Source organism: Mitsuaria sp. BK037 (genome assembly GCF_014193045.1).
Classification (GTDB): Bacteria; Pseudomonadota; Gammaproteobacteria; order Burkholderiales; family Burkholderiaceae_C; genus Roseateles.
The window spans coordinates 318,393-338,493 of the sequence record NZ_JACHYS010000003.1; the positions used below are offsets into that span (position 1 = coordinate 318,393).

Consider the following 20,101-nt stretch of genomic DNA (forward strand, 5'->3'; position numbering starts at 1 on the left):
TCAGGGCTTGTGGAAGCCGTGCCTGGCGAGCACCGCCTGGCCAGCGGCCGAGGTGACGAAGTCCAGGAAGCGTTTGCCGCCCTCGGCATTCGTGCCGCCGGGGGTCACGGCGATCGGGTAGGAAATCGGCGCCGGTGTCGGCACGCTGAACAGGACGCGGACCTTGTCCTTGAACACCAGCGCATCGGTCATGTAGACGAAGCCGGCCTCGGTTTCGCCGCGCGACACGTAGTCCAGCGCCTGCCGCACGTTCTGCGCGAAGACCGCCTTGGGCTCGATGGCCGACCACAGCCCGGCCTGCTCCAGCGCGGCCTTGGCGTAGCGGCCAGCGGGTACGCCCTCGGGACGCCCGATCGCGACGCGCTTCACGGCGGACTGCTGCAGGTCGGAAAGGGTCTTCAACGCCACGCCGCCTTCCGCAGGCGTGATCACCACGAGTGCGTTGCTGACGAAGTTGCGCCGCGTGCCGTCGACCAGCAGCTTCTGTTGCTGGGCCTTGTCCATCGTCTCCTGGTCGGCGGAGGCGAAGACGTCGACTGGCGCGCCCTTGGCGATCTGGGCGAGGAGTGCGTCCGATGCGGCGAAGTTGAACTGGAGCTTCGTGCCCGGATGCGCGGCCTCGAAGGCTGGTGCCAGTTCCCTGAACGCGTTGGTCAGGCTGGCGGCTGCGGAGACGGTGATCTCGGCCGCCTGCGCCAGGCCCGAGGCCATCAGCGCGAGGGCCAGCGCGGCGACGCGTCGGGTGATCGAAAGGGAAGTCGAGCGCATGGCGATTCCTCGTAGGAGCCGTCGACGAAACGAAGCCCCGCAATATATCCCAGGATATTGCGCCCCCCTTCGCCGACCTACTCGCTCCCCCGCACTGCGCTTCGTTGAATGGCTCGGTGTGTCGACGCTGGCGGCGCCGGTGCCCCTCCGAGCGATTGCCGAGCGTGCGGAGGCGCTTGAGCGAGGAGGGGCACCGGCGCTGCCAGCGTCTGCTCGGTCCAGGCCCAGCCTCCCCGCGCCCGCCGGGGCCGTGCCTCAAGTCGCCAGCAGTTTCATCAACTCTCGGATTTCCGGCTTGGCAGCTTGAAGTGCGGTGTCCTCGATCTGTCGATAGAGCGTGATCAGCGCCCGACCTGACTCGGTCAGCGCGCTGCCACCGCCTTTGGCGCCGCCGGCCGCGGTAGCGACGGCGGGCGTTTTCAGCGCGCGATTGAGTTCATCGATCAGCAGCCAGGCGCGTCGGTAGGACATGTCCAGCGACTTGGCGGCTGCCGTGATGGAGCCGGTTTCGTCGAGCGCCTGGAGCAAGGCGATTTTTCCGGGCCCGATGGCGATGATGTCTCCGACGGTCACGCGCATGCGGAGTTTGAGGCTTGGCTTGGGCGCGAGCTTGGGCGCCGGTTTGGGCTTCACGTGAGGAGGAGTCGGGCGGGCCACCATGCCGCGCATTAAACCTGATGCCGGCGCGCTCAATCGGCCAGTCGCCAGCAGCCGCGGCCGGCCGCCTTCGCCGCATAGAGCGCATCGTCCGCGCGGCCGAGCAGCGCCACTTCGCCTTCCTGGCCGCCGTCGTGGCAGGCGATGCCGATGCTGGTGGACAGCTGCAGCTGCTGCCCCTGCAGCGTCAGCGGCGCCTTCACCGCGTCCAGCACCTTGCGCGCCACGCCGGCGGCTTCGTCCGGCGCGTTCAGGTTCTCGAGGATCAGCACGAACTCGTCGCCGGCCAGGCGGCAGAGCTGGTCGGTCTCGCGGATCGCGCCGCGCACCCGGTCGGCGAAGGCCCGCAGCACCGCGTCGCCGGCCGCATGCCCCAGCGAATCGTTCACCTGCTTGAAGTGGTCCAGGTCCAGGAACATCAGCGCCAGCGTCCGGCCGTTGCGGCGGTTGCGCGCCAGCGATTCCGACAGGCGGGACTCGAACTGCCGCCGGTTCGGCAGCCCTGTCAGCGGATCGACGCGGCTGAGCTGGTCCAGCTCCCGCTCGACCTGCTTGAACGCGGTGATGTCGGTGGCCAGCGTGTAGACGCCGGCCACGCTGCCATCGGGCTGAACGTCGGGCACGTATTCGGCCAGCAGGTCCCGCACCACGCCGTTGGCTTCGGAGCGCGTCTCGAAGCGCTGCCGCGCGCCGGCCAGCGCCGCCTTCAGGAAGGGCAGCCGCTGCTCGTGCAGCACCGGCCCGATGACCTCAGCCAGCGGCCGGTCCAGCGCCTCCTCCGGCGCCATGCCCATCCAGGCGCGGAAGGTCGCGTTGAGGAACCGGAGCCGGTGCTCCGAGTCGATGTAGGAGATCAGCACCGGCAGGTTGTCGGCGATGGTGCGCAGCCGGCGCTCGATGGACTCCTGGCGCAGCAGCGCGTCGTGCAGTTCCAGCGTGCGCGCCTGCACGCGCAGCTCCAGCGACGCGTTCAGCTCGGCCAGCGAGCGGTCCTGATCGGCCTGGCGGTGCGCCAGGTCGTTCAGCGCCTGCGACAGCACCGCCGCCTCGCGGTAGCCACCGACGGCCGGCAAATGGTCCTCGCTGAGATGACGGCGCTGCGCGATCGCGGCGGCCAGCTCGCGCAGCGGCCGGCTCATGCGCCGGGCCAGCCACCAGCTCAGCGGCACCGCCAGCGCCAGCATCAGGATCGCGCTCAGCGCGATCTGACGCCGCAGGCCGTAGTAGTCGGCCAGCGCCACGGCCACCGGCTGCCGCACCAGCACCGTCCAGCCCAGTCCCGGATACGGACCGTAGCCCTGGCTGGGCACGCTCACCGCGAAGTACTCGACGCCGCCGGCCTCATGGTGACGCAGGCCCTGCCCGCTCTCCGCGCCGATCGGCATCTTCCTGCCCTCCTGGTCCGAGGGTCCCAGGATCACCACCCCGTCCTTGCCCAGCACCAGCGCGTCGGCCTGGTGGGAGGCCATGGTCGCGTCGATCAGCTCGCTCTTGATCTGACGCGCCCAGCCCCAGCTCAGGTGGACGCCGAACACGCCCTGCAACTGTCCGCGCCCATCCAGCAGCGGCACCGCGAAATCGACGAAGCGCCAGGGCTCGTTCTGGCGCGGCAGGAGTTTTTCCAGCAGCAGCGCCGCATGCACGTCGCCGACGAAGGGCTGGCCGCCCCGCGCGCCCTGCCACCACGGTCGCTTGGAGACGTCCACCCCGTCCAGCAGGCCGCCGGCGGCCGCCAGCACCTTGCCCTGCGCGTCGGTCACGCCCAGCCACGCGAAGTGGTCGAAGCCGACCTGCACCTGATCCAGCGCGCGGCGCATCGCCTCGGGATCGTCGAAGCGGCGGAAGGGCTCCAGCTGCGCCAGCACCCGCACTTCCTTGAACTGCTGCGCCATGCCGCGGTCGAGCGCGTCGCGGAAGTCGACGGCCACCTGTCGCAGCGACTCCACCGCGCGCCGCTCGGCGTGGGCGCGGGCGAAGTTCTCGATCAGCAGCGCGGTGATCAGCAGCGCCGTCGCCACCGCGGCCAGCACCATCGCGGTGAGCCAGCGGCCGAGCGAGGCCCGCGAGCCACGCGGAGGAATGAAACCATCGTGACCGCCGGCGGCGGCGGAGCCGCCCGGTCGTCCGGGCGTGGGAGGAGGCGGGAGCGCCTGGGAGTGATCGTGCATCGCGGAGTTGTATCGAGAGCGGCGACCGGCCGCAACGCGGGATAGTGCCACTGCACCAGCGGTGGGCGATGACGGAACCTGCGGAGGCACCGTCACGGGGCAGGCTTTGCAGGCGCACCAAAACCGGTCAAGCTCGGGCCCGTGCCGGCCCCGCCAGGGCGCCGGGCTGGGCACGGGCCTTGCAACCTGCCCCGCCGGGCCGCCGCCCGGAGGCGGTCCGTCCCTGGAGACCCCATGCATGCGCTGACTTTGCCGGCCGCCGGCCATTACGACGAGATGCTGCTGCAAAGCGGCGCGATCCGGCCCAGCTACCAGGCCTTCGCGGACTGGCTGCACGCACAGACGCCGGAGGCGCTCGCGAAGAAGCGGGCCGAGGCCGACCTGCTGTTCCACAAGGTGGGCATCACCTTCGCCGTCTACGGCGACGAGGCGGGCGCGGAGCGCCTCATCCCCTTCGACACCGTCCCCCGGATCGTCCCGGCCGACGAATGGCGGATGCTCGAACGCGGCCTGCGCCAGCGCGTCACCGCGCTCAACCGCTTCCTGTGGGACATCTATCACGAGCATGAGATCGTGAAGGCCGGGCTGATCCCAGCCGAACAGGTCTTCGCGAATGCGCAGTATCAGCCGGCGATGCAGGGGCTGGACCTGCCGCTGGGCGTCTACGCCCACATCACCGGCGTCGACCTGATCCGGCACGCCGACGGCGGTTATTACGTGCTCGAGGACAACCTGCGCGTCCCCTCCGGCGTCAGCTACATGCTGGAGAACCGCAAGATGATGATGCGGCTCTTCCCCGAGCTGTTCGCCAAGTACGCGATCGCGCCGGTCGCGCACTATCCGGCGCTGCTGCTCAACACGCTGCGCCAGGCCAGCCCGGCGGACAACCCGACCGTCGTCGTGCTGACGCCGGGACCGTTCAACTCGGCCTACTTCGAGCATGCCTTCCTCGCGCAGCAGATGGGCGTCGAGCTGGTCGAGGGCCAGGACCTGTTCGTCAAGGACGGCTTCGTATTCATGCGCACCACGGTCGGCCCCAAGCGCGTGGACGTGATCTATCGCCGCATCGACGACGCCTTCCTCGACCCGCTGGCCTTCCGCGCGGATTCGATGCTGGGCGTGCCGGGGCTGCTGTCGGTCTACAAGCAGGGCCACGTGGTGCTGGCCAATGCGATCGGGACCGGCGTCGCGGACGACAAGTCCATCTATCCCTACGTGCCGGACATGATCCGGTTCTACCTCGGCGAGGAGCCCATCTTGCACAACGTGCCGACCTGGCAATGCCGCAAGCCCGAGGACCTCGACCATGTGCTGAACCACATGGCGGACCTGGTGGTGAAGGAGGTCCACGGCGCCGGCGGCTACGGGATGCTGGTCGGGCCGGCGTCGACGGCGGCCGAGGTCGCCGACTTCAAGGAGCGGGTCAAGGCCAACCCGGCCAACTACATCGCGCAGCCGACGCTGTGCCTGTCAAGCTGCCCGACCTTCGTCGAGCGCGGCATCGCGCCCCGCCACATCGACCTGCGGCCCTTCGTGCTCTCGGGCCGCGAGGTCAACATGGTGGCCGGCGGCCTGACGCGCGTGGCGCTGAAGGCTGGCTCGCTGGTCGTCAATTCGTCGCAGGGCGGCGGGACGAAAGACACCTGGATCCTGGAGAGAACATGATGCGCGCACGCCCACTTCCTTCGCTGGCCGTCGACGCGGCGCCCGCCTCCCTTGGGAACGGCCCGGCAGGAGGCTCGACATGCTGAGCCGCACCGCCGCCCAGCTCTACTGGATGAGCCGCTACCTGGAGCGCGCCGAGAACCTCGTGCGCATGCTCGACGTGACGCATTCGCTGTCGTTGCTGCCGCAGTCGCGCGGCGCCGCGACGGAGCTGGCCGCGCCGCTCGCGGTGACCGGCACGCTGGAGGCCTACCAGGCGCGCCATCCCGGCCTGAGCGCCGAGCAGCTGTTCCGCTTCATGGGGCTGGACCTGGACAACCCGGCGTCGGTGCTGTCCTGCATCCGTCAGGCGCGGGAGAACGCGCATGCGGTGCGCGGCCAGATCACCGCCGAGATGTGGGAAGCCATCAACACCAGCTGGCTGGAAGCGCGAGGACTCGCGCGCAAGGGCTTCGCCGAGCCATCGTCCTTCTTCGACTGGGTGAAGGAACGCTCGCACCTCTTCCGCGGCGCCACCTACGGCACGCTGCAGCGCAACGACGCCTACTGCTTCATCCGGCTCGGCACCTTCGTCGAGCGCGCCGACAACACCGCGCGCTTGCTGGACGTGAAGTCCCAGTTGATCGCGCCGGCGGTGGACACGCTGGCGCCGGTCGACGCGCCCAGCGAGAGCGCGCCCGACTTCTACGCGTGGAACGCGCTGCTGCGCTCGCTCTCGGCCTTCGAGGCGTATCACGCGGCCTACCGCGACAGCCTCAACGGCCGCCGCGTGACGGAGCTGCTGATCCTGCGCCCGGACGTGCCGCGCTCGCTGCGCGCCTGCTGTGACGAGATCCGTGCCATCCTGCCGCAGATCGAGGCGCGCGGCGGCGCCGAGGACGCCGGCCGCACCGCCAAGCAGAGCGCCAGCCGGCTCGCGCTGCGGCTGGAGTACGGTGCGGTGGACGAGATCCTCGAGCAGGGCCTGCATCCATGGCTGACGGGCTTCCTGGAAGACTCGGCCCGCCTGAGCCTGGACATCCAGCAGGCCTACTTCGAAGCGCAATGACCTCGGCGCCGACCGCGTCGTTCCGACGCGGCGGACGCCCCCCGGAGACAAGGCATGCACCTGCACATCTCGCACGAGACGGTCTACGACTACGACGCGCCGGTGGCGCGCAGCACGCAGTACCTGCGCCTCACGCCGCGCGCGGGCCGTGGCCTGCGCGTGCTGCACTGGCATCTGGAACTGCCGGCACCGGCAAGCGCCTGCAAGGACGCGTTCGGCAACACCATGCATGTGTTGAGCCTGGACGGTCCGCGGCGCGACATCGTCCTGCGCGCGGTCGGCGAGGTCGACACCAGCGATGCGCCCCCCACGCCCGATCCCGAGGATGAGCTGCCCGCGCCGCTGTTCCTGCGCGACAGCCCGCTGACGCGCGCGGACGAGCCGCTGCGGCAGTTCGCCGCGAGCTTCGCCGACGCCGCGACCGCCGATGCCCACGGCGCGCTGCTGGCGCTGATGGCGGCGCTGGGCGAGCGCATGCCCTATGTGCGGGGCTACACCGACGCGGCCACGCCGGCGGCGCAGGCCTTCGCCACCGGTCACGGCGTGTGCCAGGACCACGCGCAGGTCTTCGTCTGCTGCGCGCGGCTGCTGGGGCTGCCGGCGCGATATGTGTCGGGTTACCTGGCCACCGACTTCGAGCACGTCGCCAGCCATGCCTGGGCCGAGGTGCGGCTGCCCGACGCCACAACGACGGCGACGGCGGCGACGGAAGGTCGTGACGCATCGCACGGCATGGCGGGCGGCTGGCTGGGTTACGACATCAGCAACCAGTGCCTGGCCGATGGTCGCTACGTGAAGCTGGCGATCGGCGCGGACTATCTGGACGCCTGTCCCGTGCGCGGCGTACGAACAGGCGGCGGGCTCGAAACCATGCGGGCCGAAGTGCTCGTGAAGCCCGGCACGACCGACCAGCAATGACGAAGGGCGCCTCGCCCACAAGCGCGGATTGATCGGCTACGCTCGCGCCCCATGACTTACTGTGTTGCCATGCGGCTGCGTGCCGGCCTGCTGTTCGCGTCGGATTCCCGCACCAACGCGGGCGTGGATCACATCGCCACCTTCCGCAAGATGAATGTGTTCGAGCAGCCTGGCGAACGCCTGATCACGCTGCTCAACGCCGGCAACCTGGCGACGACGCAGAGCGTGGTGAGCCTGCTGCGCCAGCGCGCGGTCGGCCAGGGCGCGCACCTGATGAACCTGACCTCGATGTACGACGTCGCGGAGCTGGTGGGCAAGACCCTCAAGGAAGTGGTCGCGCGCGACAGCGATGGGCCCGGCCAGCTCAACCAGGGCGTGGACTTCGGCGCCAACTTCATCGTCGGCGGCCAGATCCGGGGCGAGGCGCCGCGGATCTTCCATGTCTATCCGCAGGGCAACTTCATCGAGGCCACGGAAGACACGCCCTACCTGCAGATCGGCGAATCCAAGTACGGCAAGCCCATCATCGACCGCGTGATCGATTTCGACAGCTCGCTGGCCGAGGCCACCAAGTGCGCGCTGATCTCGTTCGACTCGACGATCCGCAGCAATTTGTCGGTGGGCCTGCCGATCGACATGCTGCTCTACAAGACCGACAGCTTCGCGCCCGCGCAGCCCCACCGCATCACGCGGGAGGATCCCTACTTCATGAAGGTGAGCCAGGGCTGGGGCGGCGGCCTCAAGCGCGTCTTCGAGCAGTTGCCGGACGAGGACTGGTTCGCGTGAGGTGACACCTCAATCTCGCGGTGGCACCAGGTGGGAGTCCGCCACGCCGATTCCCCATTGCAAGTGGGACCGATGGCTCTAGACTTGCCGCTTTGATTTCTGGCGTCGGAGCCAGACAAAGCCTGCAAAGATCACGAGATGCCCGCCACCCGTTCCTCAGCCGGGACTCGGCTCCGTCCCCGCGCTCCGGCGCGCATTGAATACTTGAAGGTTCAGAACTTCAGGGCACTTCGGGACGTCGAGTTCAAGGACCTTACTCCATTCACCGTACTGCTTGGGCCTAACGGCAGCGGCAAATCCACGGTCTTCGACGTCTTCGCATTCCTTGCCGAGTGTTTTGAGCTTGGCCTACGAAGGGCCTGGGATAAGCGCGGCCGCGCTAGAGAGTTGAAGACACGGGGCGCGGACGGCCCGATCGTCATTGAGATCAAGTATCGCGAACCGAATTTCCCACTGATCACGTATCACCTCGCCGTGGACGAAGAAGGCGGTGGGCCAGTGGTGGTGGAAGAGTGGCTTCGATGGAAGCGCGGTAGCCATGGTCAGCCGTTCAGGTTCCTGGACTATCGGATGGGGCAAGGGCGAGCAACCAGCGGCGAACAGCCTGACGAACAAGACCGGCGCGTTGAGACCCCTCTGAAGTCGCCGGATCTGCTCGCTGTGAATGCGCTGGGGCAATTCGCGGAACATCCTCGCGTGGCAGCGCTGCGAGAGTTCATCACCGGTTGGTATGTCTCGTATCTCTCGGCCGACAGCGCCAGGGGCCAACCCGAGGCTGGACCCCAAGAGCGACTCACTCGTACCGGCGACAACCTCGCCAACGTCATTCAGTTCCTCGGCGAACTTCATCCCGCAAGGCTTGAGAGAGTCTTCGAGATACTGCGCCAGCGAGTGCCTCGAATTGAACGAGTGCTCGCGGAAACGATGCCTGACGGTCGTTTGCTGCTGCAGATCAAGGACGCCCCCTTCAGTCATCCGGTCCTGGCCCGTTTCGCATCAGACGGAACGCTCAAGATGCTGGCGTATCTGCTGCTCCTTCATGATCCAGCGCCGCCGCCGTTCATCGGCATCGAGGAGCCTGAGAACTATCTCCACCCTCGCCTCTTGCCTGAACTGGCGGAGGAGTGCCGCACTGCGGTGAACTCGACGCAACTCCTGGTCACGACCCACTCGCCCTTCTTCCTCAACGTCCTGCGAGCCAATGAAGTACGGGTACTGTGGCGTGATGATCATGGCTACACGCAGGTGCAGCGAGCGTCGGATCTTCCGGGCATTCCGCAATTCATGGAACAAGGAGCGCTCCTTGGACATCTCTGGATGGAGGGGCAACTTGGTATCGGAGATCCGCTGACGAACCAGGGTGCCCCAACTCGCCCCTTGATGCGAGGGCGCTGAACGAATGCCCACGAGCCACATCGCGCTCTTGGTCGAGGAGCCATCGATGGAAGCGTTCCTTCAGTCGCTTCTGCCCCGCATCCTGCCTGCCACGACCACCTTCGAGATTCACGCGTTCCAGGGGAAGTCCGACCTGCTCGCCAAGCTTGAAGCACGCCTGAGGGGCTACTCGCAGTGGCTACCGGAAGACTGGCGGCTCTTTGTCCTGGTCGACTGCGACGACGAGGATTGCCGGAGCTTGAAGCGAAGCTTGGACGGAATGGCCAGCCGCGCAGGACTTCGTGTGCAAGGCCAAGCGGGACGCGACCCTTCCTGGCAGGTGGTGAATCGCATTGCCATCGAGGAACTGGAAGCTTGGTACTTTGGAGACTGGGATGCCGTCCGCGCAGAATTCCCTCGCGTCTCACCGAATGTTCCCCAGCGCCAGGGCTTCAGAGATCCGGATGCAATCCTTGGCGGCACTTGGGAGGCTTTTGAGCGAGTTCTCCAGAATCACGGCTACTTCAAGGAAGGTCTGCCGAAGATCGATACCGCGCGACGCCTCGGCCGGCGCATCCTCATTGACGAATGCAGGTCTTCAAGCTTCAAGGCATTTCGACGCGCGCTTCTTGAGGCGCTTCAGGCACCCTGAGGTGGCAGCGGCCCGTCAGCGCTTGCAGTCGCAGACGTCGCTGCCGTTGTCGAAGACGACGCGCCAGCGGCCATCGGGATCGAGTCGCCAGGTCGACGCGAAGCGCGCGACCAGCTTGCCCTTCGCATGCACCGGTCCGGTCGAATAGGCGAGCGTGCCGTCCGGCAGTGCCTCGACGAGATCGGGCGCCCATGAGAACGGCGCCTCGGCGCCATCGAAGAAGCGTTTCCATTCCGCGAGGACGGCTGCCCGGCCGCGCAGCGGCGGCTTGCTGCCGTTGATGAAGATCGCGTCCTCCGCGACGAATTCGGCGAATGCCTTGAAGTCGCGTTTGGCCATGGTCGCGGCGAAGGCGATCTCGGCCTCGCGCACCGCGGACGCGCCACTCGACGCCACCGCCTGTGCCTGCAACGGCGCCATGAACGAAACCGCCAGCATGCCGGCGGTCAATGCCAAGGGGGATCGAAGGATCGAGCGGCGGTCGGGCATGGCGAGGCTCCTGGTGACGTAGGCCGAGGAGTCTAGGCCGCGCGCGCCCTCATGCCGATGGACACGCCCCTTTCGATGGCCCCCTCCCGAGCGACTCACTCATCCAGCGACTTCAGGAACTGCCTCAGCTCCGGCGTCCTCGGCGCGCCGAAGATCTCGGCCGGCGGTCCGATCTCGTGCACGCGGCCCTGGTGCATGAAGATCACCCGGTCCGCCACCTTGCGCGCGAAGCTCATCTCGTGCGTGACCATCAGCAGGGTCATGCCCTCCTCGGCAAGCGACTCCACCACCCGCAGCACCTCGCCCACCAGCTCGGGGTCCAGCGCCGAGGTGATCTCATCGCACAGCAGCACCTGCGGCTCCATCGCCAGCGCCCGCGCGATCGCCACGCGCTGCTGCTGACCGCCGGACAGCTGGTCCGGCATCGCGTCGAACTTCTCCGCCAGCCCCACCCGCGCCAGCAGCGTCCGCGCCTGCTCGGCGGCGTCCTGGTCGGAGCGCTTTTTCACCAGCGTCGGCGCCAGCATCACGTTGCGCCCCACGCTCAGGTGCGGGAACAGGTTGAAGCCCTGGAAGATCATGCCCACCTGCTGCCGCAGCGCGCGCATCGCCATCGCGCTGTCGTGCAGCAGCGGCTTGTCGGCCACGCGCAGGGAGCCGTCCTGGAACTGCTCCAGGCCGTTGATGCAACGCAACAGCGTGCTCTTGCCCGAGCCGCTCTTGCCGATCAGCGCGATCACCTCGCCGCGCATCACGTCCAGGTCGATGCCCTTGAGCACCTCGTTGGTCCCGTAGGACTTGCGCAGCGCGGTGATGCGCACGATGGGCACGCCCGGCACAGGCGTGGAAGCGGCGGTCGCGACGTTGGCGGCGTCGGCGGTATCGGCGCTCACGGTCTCAGGCAGCACGGCCATGTTGCTTCCTCTCCAGATGTTGGGCAGCCAGGCTCACGGGGAAGCACAGCGCGAAATAGAACAGCGCCACGCAGCCGAAGACCAGGAAGGGCTTGAAGCTCGCGTTGGCGATCATCCCGCCCGCCTTGGTCAGCTCGACGAAGCCGATCACCGAGGCCAGCGCGGTCCCCTTGATCACCTGCACCAGGAACCCGACCGTCGGCGCGATCGCCAGGCGCGCGGCCTGCGGCAGGATCACGTGCCGTAGCTGCTCGCCGAAGCTCATGGCCAGGCTGCGCGCGGCCTCCCACTGGCCGCGCGGCACGGCCTCGACGCAGCCGCTCCAGATCTCGACCAGGTAGGCGCTCGTGTAGAGCGTCAGCGCCAGCGACGCCGCCGTCCACGCCGACACCTCGATGCCCAGCAGCGCCAGCCCGAAGTAGGCGAGGAACAGCTGCATCAGCAGCGGCGTGCCCTGGAACAGCGCGACGTACGCGCCGATCAGGCGCTGCGTCTTGCGGCCCAGGCCGATGCGCAGGCACAGCAGGGTGCCGCCGACCAGGCCACCGCCGATGAAGGCGATCAGCGACAGCGCCACCGTCCAGCGCAGCGCGAGCGCCAGGTTGCGCAGGATGTCCCAGAGGGTGAACTCGATCATGGGCGGCTCCCCGTGCCGGTGCCGGCCAGGCGTCGCCACAGCGGCGGGCGTGTCGGCGCCGGCGCGCCGCCGAAGAACCACCGAGGCCCGGCCCAGAGCAGCAGGCGCCGCACCAGCACGGACAGCGCCAGGTAGATCAGCGTCGCGACGATGAAGGCCTCGAACGCGCGGAAGTTGCGGCTCTGGATCAGGTTGGCGGCGTAGCTGAGCTCCTCGGTGGAGATCTGCCCGCACACCGCCGAGCCCAGCATCACGATCACGATCTGGCTCGTCATCGCCGGCCACACCCGCTTGAACGCCGGCGGCAGGATCACCCGCGTGAAGACCTGCGTCGGCCCGAGCGCCAGGCTCTGCGCCGCCTCCCACTGGCCCTTGGGCGCGGCCTGGATGCCGGCGCGCAGGATCTCGGTGCCGTAGGCGCCCAGGTTCAGCGTCATCGCGATCAGCGAGGCGCTGGTCGGCGACAACTTCACGCCCAGCGACGGCAGGCCGAAGAACACGAAGAACAGCTGCACGATGAACGGCGTGTTGCGCAGCAGCTCGACGTAGACGCCGACCAGGCGCCGCGCCCAGGCCGGCCCGCAGGCGCGCGTCCAGGCGCCCAGCGTCGCGATCGCCAGGCCCAGCGGCACCGCGATCACGGTCAGGCCCACGGTCCACGCCAGGCCGCGCAGCAGCAGCGGCCATTCGGCAAGGACGGCGCCGAAGTCGAACTCGATCATGGGCGGCTCCCGGAGGGACCAGCGAAGGGCGCGGTCGGTCTCACGTCAGGCACGGTGGCGATCCGCGTCCGCTCAGAGCGGCAGCTCGCCGGCGCCGCGGCCCAGCCACTTCTTGGACAGCGCCTCGAGCTCGCCCGCCTGCTTGGCCGCCGCGATGATCGCGTTGACCTTGGCCAGCAGCGCATCCTCGCCCTTGGCGACGCCGATGAAGCACGGGCTGTCCTTGAGCAGCAGCTTGTATTCGACATTCAGGCCGGGCTGGCGCTGCATCAGGTTGCCGGCGACGGCGGCGCTGGTGGCCAGCACCTGCGTCTGGCCGGCGGCGAATGCGGCGATGGTCGCGTTGTTGTCCTCGAAGCGCTTGAACTCCAGCGTCGACGGCGCGACCTTGGCCAGCTCCTGGTCCTCCATCGCGCCGCGCGTGACCGCGACGCTCTTGCCGGCGAGGTCGGCGAAGCTCTTGATCGCCAGGCTCTTGGGCGCGAAGACCGCCTGATAGAAGGGCGCGTAGGCCGCGCTGAAGGCGATCACCTTCTCGCGCTCCGGGTTCTTGCCGAGCGTGGAGATGACCAGGTCGGCCTTCTTCGTCTGCAGGTAGGGAATGCGGTTGGCGCTGGTCACCGGCACCAGCTCGACCTTCACGCCGAGCTTGGCGGCGATCAGCTCGGCCATCGCGACGTCCAGGCCCTGCGGCTTCATGTCGGGACCGACGAAGCCGTAGGGCGGGTAGTCGGTCGGGATGGCGATCTTGATGGTCTTGGCCTTGGTGATCGTGTCCAGCGCGGTCTGCGCCTGGGCGCCCAGCGCGAGCAGGCCCAGGCCCGCGGCCAGCAGCAGGCGGCGCGGCAGCGCGCGGACGGAGGAACGGACGGCGTGGCTCATAACAAGGCTCCTAGGTAGGCGGGGGCGGGATCGGCGGGGTCGGACCCGTCGCGGCGCGCGGCGCGCGGGCGGCGGGAGGTCGAGGGAGCGACGGATGCGGCGGTGGCGGCCGACGACGCGAGCGGCGTCAGCGCCTGCCGCAGCTGGTGCAGCGGGTCGTCGGTCTGCGTGTCGAGTTGAAGGCCCGACTGCACGCTGGCCAGGTGGGCGGCCATCAGCGCTTCGGCGCCCGCGGCGTCGCCGCGCTCGAGCGCCGCGACGATCGCGACATGCTCCTGGCAGGACTGCGCCGCCTCGTGCGACGACTGGTAGAGCATCGCGATCAGCGTGGTGCGCGCGGTGTAGTCGCGCAGCGTGTCGGCGAGCAGGCTGTTGCCCAGGCACTCGGCCAGGCAGACATGGAAGTCGCCGAGCAGGAAGCTGCGCGCGCCGACGTCGTCGCCGCGCAGCGCGGCCTTCTCCTGCGCCAGGTGTTTCTTCAGCCGCGTCAGCGCCGGCTTGTCCAGGGCGCGGCGGCCGCGCAGCAGGCCGAGCTCGATGACGCGGCGCGCCTCGAAGGCTTCACGGGCCTCCTCGCGCGAGGGCGCGATCAGGTACCAGCCGCGCCGCGCGCTGACGGTGACGATGCCCCGCGCGGCCAGGCGCGTCAGCGCCTCGCGGACGATGGTGCGGCTGCAGTCGAAGAGCAGCGCCAGCGGCTGCTCGCCGAGCCGCGTGCCCGGCGCCAGCTTCTGCGCGAGCACGGCGTCGATGATCCGTTGGCTGATGTCGGTGGCGGTGATGCCCATGCCCAGGGCATTGCAGCTTCCGTGCCAGCGGGCGCCACGCGTGCCTCACTGGCGCATCTGTCTTGTATGCAAGCCAGGACGACACACGCGTGCGGCCGTTGCGCACAAGCTTGGTGTGCGAGGCACCGTCCCGGTGCCTGGCCTCAGCCCTCGACCCGCATCGAGTAGTCCACCGCCTTGGCGTCCTTGGTGAGGCGCCCGACCGAGATGCGGTCGACGCCGGTGGCCGCGATCCAGCGCAGCTGGTCGATGGCCACGCCGCCCGACACCTCCAGCAGCGCCCGGCCGCCGGCGATGGCCACCGCCTCGCGCATCATCGGCTCGCTGAAGTTGTCCAGCAGCACGCTGACCGCGCCGGCGGCCAGCGCCTCGCGCAGCTGCTCCAGGGTCTCGACCTCGACCTGGATGGACACGCCGGCGTTCAGCGCCTGCGCCTGCCGCAGCGCCTGCGTCACGCCGCCGGCCGCGGCGATGTGGTTTTCCTTGATCAGGATGCCGTCGTACAGCGCCAGGCGCTGGTTCGCGCCGCCGCCCACGCGCACCGCGTACTTCTGCGCCAGGCGCAGCCCGGGCAGGGTCTTGCGCGTGTCCAGCACCGCGCAGCCGCGCGGGTTCGGACTGGCGCCCTCGATGGCGCGGGCATGGGCGCGCGTCGCCGTCGCGGTGCCTGACAGCAGCTGCAGGAAGTTCAGCGCCGGCCGCTCGGCCGAGAGCAGCGAGCGGCCCTCGGCCTCGATGCGGCAGACGAGGGTGTCGGGCGCCATGTCGGCACCCTCGTCGTACAGCCACTCGATCCGCGACGAGCCGTCCAGCGCCAGGAACACGCCCTCGAACCAGTCGCGGCCGCACAGCACCGCCGCCTCGCGCACCCGCACATGGGCCTGCACGCGCCGGCCCGACGGCACCAGCCGCGCGGTCCAGTCGCTGATGCCGATGTCCTCGAACAGCGCGTCGCGGATGTTGCGCGCGCGGGCCTCGTCCAGGGTCTCGTTGTGGTCGAACATCGTCGCGGTCCCGGCTGCCTCTGGATTACTCGGCGTCGCCGATGGTGATCGACAGCTCGCCGAAGCCCTCGATGACGCCGGTGATCACGTCGCCCGGCTTCACCGGGCCGACGCCTTCGGGCGTGCCGGTGTAGATCAGGTCGCCCGGCGCCAGGTGATAGAACTGCGACAGGTTGGCCACCAGTTCCGGAATGCTCCAGATCATGTCGGACAGGTCACCGCGCTGCTTCTCGACGCCGTTCACCGCCAGCGTGATCGCGCCCTGGGACAGCTCGCCCAGCTCCGAACGCGGCACCAGCGGAGTGATGACGGCCGAATGCTCGAAGCCCTTGCCCAGGTCCCAGGGCCGGCCGATGGCCTTGGCCTCGTTCTGCAGGTCGCGGCGCGTCATGTCCAGGCCGGCGGCGTAACCCCAGACCGCGTCGGCGGCCTGCTCGGGCGTGGCCTTGAAGACCGGCTTGCCGATCGCCACGACCAGTTCCATCTCGTAATGCAGGTTCTTCGTGCCGGGCGCGTAGGGGATGGTGCCGCCCGACGGCGCCAGCGCGCTGGCCGGCTTGGTGAAGTAGAACGGCGGCTCGCGGTCCGGATCGCTGCCCATCTCGCGGGCATGCGCCGCGTAGTTGCGACCGACGCAGAAGATGCGGCTCACGGCATAACGCGCATCGCTGCCGCGCACGGCCACGGCGGCCTGCGGCGCTGGGGGGAAGACATAGGTGCTCATGGCGTGCGGAGGTAACGATCGCAACGATCGTGCAAGGAAGGAGGGGAGCGCGGAGCATAACCTTGGCAAATCCACGCGGCATTGCTAGGGTTGCGGCCATGTTTGAAGCCCGCCCCGCCGGCCAGCGCCTGGCCGTCCTGACGTGTGCCCTGATCCTGGCCGCCTGCGCCAGCCGCGGTCCCACCCCCAGCCGCCCCGCCCCGGGCGGCCCCAAGTCCTCCTCCTGGCCCGACCGCGACGGCCCCGACGCCGTCGTCCCGCCCGACCTGCAGAAGGTGCCCGACGCGGTGCCGCGGCTGGAATCCATCCGCAAGGGCGGCCCCAACAAGCCCTACGAGGTGCTGGGCGAGCGCTACGAGCCGATCGCCGACGACAAGCCGCTGGTCCAGAAGGGCCTGGCGTCCTGGTACGGGCGCAAGTTCCACGGCCGGCCGACGTCCAGCGGCGAGATCTACAACATGTACGCGATGACCGCCGCCCACGCGACCATCCCGATCCCGAGCTACGCGCGCGTGCGCAATCCCAAGAATGGCCGGGAGGTCATCGTCCGCATCAATGACCGCGGGCCGTTCCACAAGGGCCGGATCATCGACCTGAGCTACACCGCCGCGCTCAAGCTGGGCGTGCTGAACGGCGTGGCGCCGGTCGAGATCGAGCGCATCACCTACGAGGACATCCGCACCGGCGCCTGGACCCGCGACCGCGACACGCTGTCGCCCGACCCCAAGGTCGCGCCCGACACGCCGGTCTATGCCGCCGCGACGCCCAGCGGCGCGCCCGATCCGACGACGACCGCGCAGCTGCGTCCGCCGGCCGCGCCGGTGACCGTGCCGGCGCAGGTGCCGCTGCCGGTGCCGGTGGTTCCGGCGGTGGCGCGCGCCGACAAGCCGGGAACGTCGACCGGCGCGGCGACGGGCACGGCAATGGGCACGACGCCGTCCGCCAATCCGGACGCCAGGCCGGATGCCAGCCTGACGCCGATCCCCATCACCGCGCTGCCGCCCGGCAGCGACCTGCCGCCGTCCGGCCAGTCCAAGGCCGAGGCCATGGCGGTCGCCACCGCCGGCGCCATTGCCGCGGCCGATCCGCAGGCGCCGGTGCCCGCGCTCAAGATCGCCGCGGCGGCGCAGGGCTTCTGGCTGCAGTTCGGCGCCTTCTCGCGGCTCGAAGGCGCGGAGCAACTGCGTGAGCAGTTCACCCGCGGCATGGAGGAGATCGCGCCGATGCTGACGATCTTCAAGGACCGCAACCTGCACCGCCTGCAGGCCGGTCCCTTCGCGAGCCGCGAGGACGCCCGCGCCGCCGCCGACCGGGTGCGCACCGCGATGTCGCTGACGCCGGTGCTGGTCGAGCGCCGCTGAGCGCCGCGGAACGCCGCGGAACACCGGCGAGCGCCCGTCGGTCACCCTGACCGGGCACGGCCCGCACGCCGATTGCCCCGTTCCACGCGGGGCGCCGTGGGGCGCTTCGTCCCTGGGAGAGGAAGCCGGGGCCGGTGACGACGGCGCGATGGTGCGCCGCGCATCGCCCTGCGAAGATGACCCGCATGCCGCCGCTCGACGCCGCCACGCTGCTGATGGTGATCGCCGTCATCGATACCGTCGCGTGCATCGTCTGGCTCGCGCTGGGCGAGGTGCTGCGCATCGCGCCGCGCGCGGCGCGTCGGCTCTCCGCCTATCACGGCGTGTGCGCGCTGGCCTGGTGGCCGGCCTTGCCGGCCGCGATGGAACGCCTGGTCGCGCTGCCGCTGGACGTGATCGCGGCGGGGCTGCTCGCCGCCGGCGTGCGCGGACTGATGCGGGTGCGCTACGGCGCCCCGGACATCCTCGCGATCGTGGCGCTGGGGCTGGTGGCGACCGCCCTCACCGCGGGCGATCCGGACCTGTCCTCGGCGCGGGCCGTCTCCAACATCGCCGGCGGCGTGCTCGCGCTGATGGCCGCCTGGGACGTCGCCCTCGGCGCCGGCTTCCGCGCCGGCTTGACCGCCATCGTCGTGACGCCCTACCTCGTGCTGGCCGGCGGCTGCCTCTGGCGCGCCGGCGGGCTGCTGGGCTGGACGCCGGCGGGACTGGGCCTCGCCGGGCTGGGCGCCAACGCGCCGCTGGCGATGCTGCGGCTGGTCGTCGACCTGACCATCGCCACCGGCCTGATCGCGCTGGTGATGCAGCGCCTGATCGCGCGCGTGCGCCACCTGACGCGGCGCGACGCCTTGACCGGCCTGCTGAACCGGCGCGCCATCGAGGACCATCTCGCGCGCCTGCAGGCGCTGACCGAGCGCGGCTGCGCCAACGCGGTGATGGTGCTGGACGTGGACCACTTCAAGCGCATCAACGACGAACTGGGGCATGCCGGCGGCGACGCCGCGCTGCAGCACCTGGCCGCCGTCCTGGGCGCGACGCTGCGCGACACCGACTGCTTCGGCCGGCTCGGCGGCGAGGAGTTCGCCGTGCTGCTGCCCGACACCGAGCTCGACGGCGCGATGCTGGTCGCGGAGCGCCTGCGCGAGCTGCTGCAGAAACACCCGCTGGCCTGGGGCGACAAGCTCTGGCCGATCAGCGCGAGCTTCGGCGTCGCCACCATGCGCGCCGGCGACACCCACGGCCACGGCGCGCTGTCGCGGGCCGACGCGGCGATGTATGCCGCGAAGGCGCGTGGCCGCAACCGCGTCCTGCGCGCCGCCGGCGAAGCGGAGTTCGCGTGAGGCCACCGACGATGGAGCCCGCCTGATGCTGCCCGCCGCCGACCCGGTCTCGCTGATCGCCGCGCTGGTGGTGCTGTTCGGCATCGCCGCGGTGGTCTGGCTGATGATCGCCGCCGGCCTGCGCGAATCGCCCGGCGCCTGTGCCTGCCTGTCGGGCGCCAACGCGGCGCTGGGCGCTTCGTTCCTGCTCCACGAGGCGCTCGGGCTGGTGTCGCCGCAGCATTACTGGTGGTCGGACCTGCTGTCGCTGATCGCCTTCGCGCTGATCCGGCTGGCGGTGCCGGTGGTGGGCGAGCGGCCCGCGCCCTGGCGCACCGTCGGCGGTGCGACGCTCGCCGTGGGCATCGTCGCCGCGCGCTTCACGGGCGGGCCGGACACGCTCGGGCACAAGCTGCTGATCTACGGCGCGATGGCGGCGCTGGCGATGCTGGCGGCGGTCGATGCCTGGCGCCTGCTGCGCGCGCGCGGCCTGGCTCCGCGCGCGGCGCTGGCGCTGGCCGCGCCGCTGATGGCGGTCGGCCTGCTGCTGCTGGCGCGGCCGGTGGAGGCGCTGCTCGCGCCGGGCCGCACCGCGGACATCGACGTGGCTTCCGACTTCAACATCGCCTGGCTGTGGGCGTCGCTGGTGCTGGCGCTGCTGATCAACGGCTGGATCGCTTTCCTGCTGCTGATGAAGCTGGTGCTGGAGATCCGCCGCCTCACCGAGCGCGACCCGCTGACCGACGCGCTGAACCGGCGCGCGCTGTCCGAGGCGGTCGATGCCGAGCACTCGCGCCAGATGCGCGGCCACGGCTACGCGCTGGTGCTGCTGGACATGGACCGCTTCAAGCAGCTCAACGACACGCTGGGGCATGCGGCCGGCGACGCCGCCTTGAAGGCGCTGGTGCGAGTGCTGCGGCCCTGCCTGCGCGAGGTCGACCGCCTCGCGCGCCTGGGCGGCGAGGAGTTCTGCGTGCTGCTGCCCCACACCGGCATCGCGGGCGCCGCGCTGGTGGCGGAGCGCATGCGCGCGCTGCTGGCCGGCCACGCCTTCGCCTGGGAAGGACAGGCCTGGACGCTGACGGCCAGCTTCGGCATCGCGGAGTCCTCGGCCGCCGACGTCAGCGCCGCCGAGGTCCTGCGACGCGCCGACCAGGCGCTCTACCGCGCCAAGGCGCAGGGCCGCAACGTCGTACAGGCGGTGGAGCTGGAACCGGCGCGTTGA

At 70.0% G+C, this 20,101-nt stretch carries 20 protein-coding genes; 9 read left to right on the forward strand and 11 right to left on the reverse strand.

Annotation, left to right across the window (positions count from 1 at the left end; genetic code table 11):
• From modA to FHT37_RS18200, 3 genes are all read right to left on the reverse strand, one after another.
• Positions 1-768 (reverse strand): molybdate ABC transporter substrate-binding protein, encoded by a 768-nt coding sequence (modA, locus tag FHT37_RS18190; protein ID WP_183483457.1) that lies wholly within the window; start codon positions 766-768, stop codon positions 1-3.
• 255 nt (positions 769-1,023) lie between these two features.
• Complete coding sequence (locus FHT37_RS18195) at positions 1,024-1,401, reverse strand: winged helix-turn-helix domain-containing protein (protein ID WP_409072715.1); 378 nt, start codon at positions 1,399-1,401, stop codon at positions 1,024-1,026.
• A gap of 56 nt (positions 1,402-1,457) precedes the next feature.
• The gene (locus FHT37_RS18200; RefSeq protein ID WP_183483462.1) at positions 1,458-3,593 is read right to left on the reverse strand and encodes a diguanylate cyclase domain-containing protein; all 2,136 of its coding nucleotides are present in this window, start codon (positions 3,591-3,593) and stop codon (positions 1,458-1,460) included.
• Positions 3,594-3,827: 234 nt separating this feature from the next.
• Between FHT37_RS18200 and FHT37_RS18205 the strand changes: the two genes are divergently transcribed.
• The 6 genes from FHT37_RS18205 (at position 3,828) to FHT37_RS18230 (ending at position 10,036) form a co-directional block, all read left to right on the forward strand.
• Positions 3,828-5,258: a circularly permuted type 2 ATP-grasp protein gene (locus FHT37_RS18205; protein WP_091731745.1), complete on the forward strand. Its 1,431-nt coding sequence runs from the start codon at positions 3,828-3,830 to the stop codon at positions 5,256-5,258.
• Positions 5,259-5,337: 79 nt separating this feature from the next.
• Complete coding sequence (locus tag FHT37_RS18210) at positions 5,338-6,306, forward strand: alpha-E domain-containing protein (RefSeq protein WP_183483465.1); 969 nt, start codon at positions 5,338-5,340, stop codon at positions 6,304-6,306.
• 54 nt (positions 6,307-6,360) lie between these two features.
• Positions 6,361-7,224, forward strand: a complete 864-nt coding sequence (locus tag FHT37_RS18215) for a transglutaminase family protein (RefSeq protein ID WP_183483467.1) — start codon at positions 6,361-6,363, stop codon at positions 7,222-7,224.
• A gap of 51 nt (positions 7,225-7,275) precedes the next feature.
• Entirely contained in the window at positions 7,276-8,010 is a 735-nt protein-coding gene (locus FHT37_RS18220) for a proteasome-type protease (RefSeq protein ID WP_091729188.1), read from the forward strand.
• 204 nt (positions 8,011-8,214) lie between these two features.
• Complete coding sequence (locus tag FHT37_RS18225) at positions 8,215-9,405, forward strand: AAA family ATPase (protein WP_255488885.1); 1,191 nt, start codon at positions 8,215-8,217, stop codon at positions 9,403-9,405.
• Positions 9,406-9,409: 4 nt separating this feature from the next.
• A complete protein-coding gene (locus FHT37_RS18230) occupies positions 9,410-10,036 on the forward strand; it encodes a DUF4276 family protein (RefSeq protein WP_183483471.1) in 627 nt (208 codons plus the stop codon).
• Between the two features lie 15 nt (positions 10,037-10,051).
• Here FHT37_RS18230 and FHT37_RS18235 read toward each other — a convergent pair whose 3' ends face one another.
• The 8 genes from FHT37_RS18235 to FHT37_RS18270 all read right to left on the reverse strand — a co-directional run bounded on the left by FHT37_RS18235 (position 10,052) and on the right by FHT37_RS18270 (position 16,196).
• Positions 10,052-10,525, reverse strand: a complete 474-nt coding sequence (locus tag FHT37_RS18235; RefSeq protein WP_183483473.1) for a DUF4440 domain-containing protein — start codon at positions 10,523-10,525, stop codon at positions 10,052-10,054.
• 95 nt (positions 10,526-10,620) lie between these two features.
• The gene (locus tag FHT37_RS18240; protein WP_221211151.1) at positions 10,621-11,439 is read right to left on the reverse strand and encodes an amino acid ABC transporter ATP-binding protein; all 819 of its coding nucleotides are present in this window, start codon (positions 11,437-11,439) and stop codon (positions 10,621-10,623) included.
• Positions 11,423-12,076, reverse strand: coding sequence for an amino acid ABC transporter permease (locus tag FHT37_RS18245; RefSeq protein WP_183483475.1), 654 nt, complete (start codon positions 12,074-12,076; stop codon positions 11,423-11,425). The genes FHT37_RS18240 and FHT37_RS18245 overlap by 17 nt, the downstream gene beginning before the upstream one ends.
• Positions 12,073-12,798, reverse strand: coding sequence for an amino acid ABC transporter permease (locus FHT37_RS18250; RefSeq protein ID WP_183483477.1), 726 nt, complete (start codon positions 12,796-12,798; stop codon positions 12,073-12,075). Before FHT37_RS18250 ends, FHT37_RS18245 begins: the two co-directional genes overlap by 4 nt.
• A 72-nt stretch (positions 12,799-12,870) precedes the next feature.
• Positions 12,871-13,680, reverse strand: a complete 810-nt coding sequence (locus FHT37_RS18255) for a transporter substrate-binding domain-containing protein (protein WP_183483479.1) — start codon at positions 13,678-13,680, stop codon at positions 12,871-12,873.
• A complete protein-coding gene (locus tag FHT37_RS18260) occupies positions 13,677-14,468 on the reverse strand; it encodes a GntR family transcriptional regulator (RefSeq protein ID WP_183483481.1) in 792 nt (263 codons plus the stop codon). The genes FHT37_RS18255 and FHT37_RS18260 overlap by 4 nt, the downstream gene beginning before the upstream one ends.
• Positions 14,469-14,611: 143 nt before the next feature.
• Positions 14,612-15,472 carry a carboxylating nicotinate-nucleotide diphosphorylase gene (gene nadC, locus FHT37_RS18265; protein WP_183483483.1) on the reverse strand — a complete coding sequence of 287 codons (861 nt, stop codon included), beginning with the start codon at positions 15,470-15,472 and terminating at the stop codon, positions 14,612-14,614.
• Between the two features lie 25 nt (positions 15,473-15,497).
• Positions 15,498-16,196 carry a fumarylacetoacetate hydrolase family protein gene (locus tag FHT37_RS18270; protein WP_091729217.1) on the reverse strand — a complete coding sequence of 233 codons (699 nt, stop codon included), beginning with the start codon at positions 16,194-16,196 and terminating at the stop codon, positions 15,498-15,500.
• A gap of 98 nt (positions 16,197-16,294) precedes the next feature.
• Here FHT37_RS18270 and FHT37_RS18275 point away from each other — a divergent pair, with 98 nt between their 5' ends.
• From FHT37_RS18275 to FHT37_RS18285, 3 genes are all read left to right on the forward strand, one after another.
• On the forward strand, positions 16,295-17,557 hold the full coding sequence (locus tag FHT37_RS18275) for a septal ring lytic transglycosylase RlpA family protein (protein ID WP_183483485.1): 1,263 nt from the start codon (positions 16,295-16,297) through the stop codon (positions 17,555-17,557).
• A 185-nt stretch (positions 17,558-17,742) separates the two neighbouring features.
• The gene (locus FHT37_RS18280; protein ID WP_183483486.1) at positions 17,743-18,897 is read left to right on the forward strand and encodes a diguanylate cyclase; all 1,155 of its coding nucleotides are present in this window, start codon (positions 17,743-17,745) and stop codon (positions 18,895-18,897) included.
• Between the two features lie 25 nt (positions 18,898-18,922).
• A complete protein-coding gene (locus FHT37_RS18285; RefSeq protein ID WP_183483488.1) occupies positions 18,923-20,101 on the forward strand; it encodes a diguanylate cyclase in 1,179 nt (392 codons plus the stop codon).

Bases quoted from the DNA above. Each gene is read 5' to 3' on its own strand.
- modA (WP_183483457.1), bottom strand. From the start codon at position 768: ATGCGCTCGACTTCCCTTTCGATCACCCGACGCGTCGCCGCGCTGGCC.
- FHT37_RS18200 (WP_183483462.1), bottom strand. From the start codon at position 3,593: ATGCACGATCACTCCCAGGCGCTCCCGCCTCCTCCCACGCCCGGACGA.
- FHT37_RS18205 (WP_091731745.1), top strand. From the start codon at position 3,828: ATGCATGCGCTGACTTTGCCGGCCGCCGGCCATTACGACGAGATGCTG.
- FHT37_RS18210 (WP_183483465.1), top strand. From the start codon at position 5,338: ATGCTGAGCCGCACCGCCGCCCAGCTCTACTGGATGAGCCGCTACCTG.
- FHT37_RS18215 (WP_183483467.1), top strand. From the start codon at position 6,361: ATGCACCTGCACATCTCGCACGAGACGGTCTACGACTACGACGCGCCG.
- FHT37_RS18220 (WP_091729188.1), top strand. From the start codon at position 7,276: ATGACTTACTGTGTTGCCATGCGGCTGCGTGCCGGCCTGCTGTTCGCG.
- FHT37_RS18230 (WP_183483471.1), top strand. From the start codon at position 9,410: ATGCCCACGAGCCACATCGCGCTCTTGGTCGAGGAGCCATCGATGGAA.
- FHT37_RS18235 (WP_183483473.1), bottom strand. From the start codon at position 10,525: ATGCCCGACCGCCGCTCGATCCTTCGATCCCCCTTGGCATTGACCGCC.
- FHT37_RS18240 (WP_221211151.1), bottom strand. From the start codon at position 11,439: ATGGCCGTGCTGCCTGAGACCGTGAGCGCCGATACCGCCGACGCCGCC.
- FHT37_RS18245 (WP_183483475.1), bottom strand. From the start codon at position 12,076: ATGATCGAGTTCACCCTCTGGGACATCCTGCGCAACCTGGCGCTCGCG.
- FHT37_RS18250 (WP_183483477.1), bottom strand. From the start codon at position 12,798: ATGATCGAGTTCGACTTCGGCGCCGTCCTTGCCGAATGGCCGCTGCTG.
- FHT37_RS18255 (WP_183483479.1), bottom strand. From the start codon at position 13,680: ATGAGCCACGCCGTCCGTTCCTCCGTCCGCGCGCTGCCGCGCCGCCTG.
- FHT37_RS18260 (WP_183483481.1), bottom strand. From the start codon at position 14,468: ATGGGCATCACCGCCACCGACATCAGCCAACGGATCATCGACGCCGTG.
- nadC (WP_183483483.1), bottom strand. From the start codon at position 15,472: ATGTTCGACCACAACGAGACCCTGGACGAGGCCCGCGCGCGCAACATC.
- FHT37_RS18270 (WP_091729217.1), bottom strand. From the start codon at position 16,196: ATGAGCACCTATGTCTTCCCCCCAGCGCCGCAGGCCGCCGTGGCCGTG.
- FHT37_RS18275 (WP_183483485.1), top strand. From the start codon at position 16,295: ATGTTTGAAGCCCGCCCCGCCGGCCAGCGCCTGGCCGTCCTGACGTGT.
- FHT37_RS18280 (WP_183483486.1), top strand. From the start codon at position 17,743: ATGCCGCCGCTCGACGCCGCCACGCTGCTGATGGTGATCGCCGTCATC.
- FHT37_RS18285 (WP_183483488.1), top strand. From the start codon at position 18,923: ATGCTGCCCGCCGCCGACCCGGTCTCGCTGATCGCCGCGCTGGTGGTG.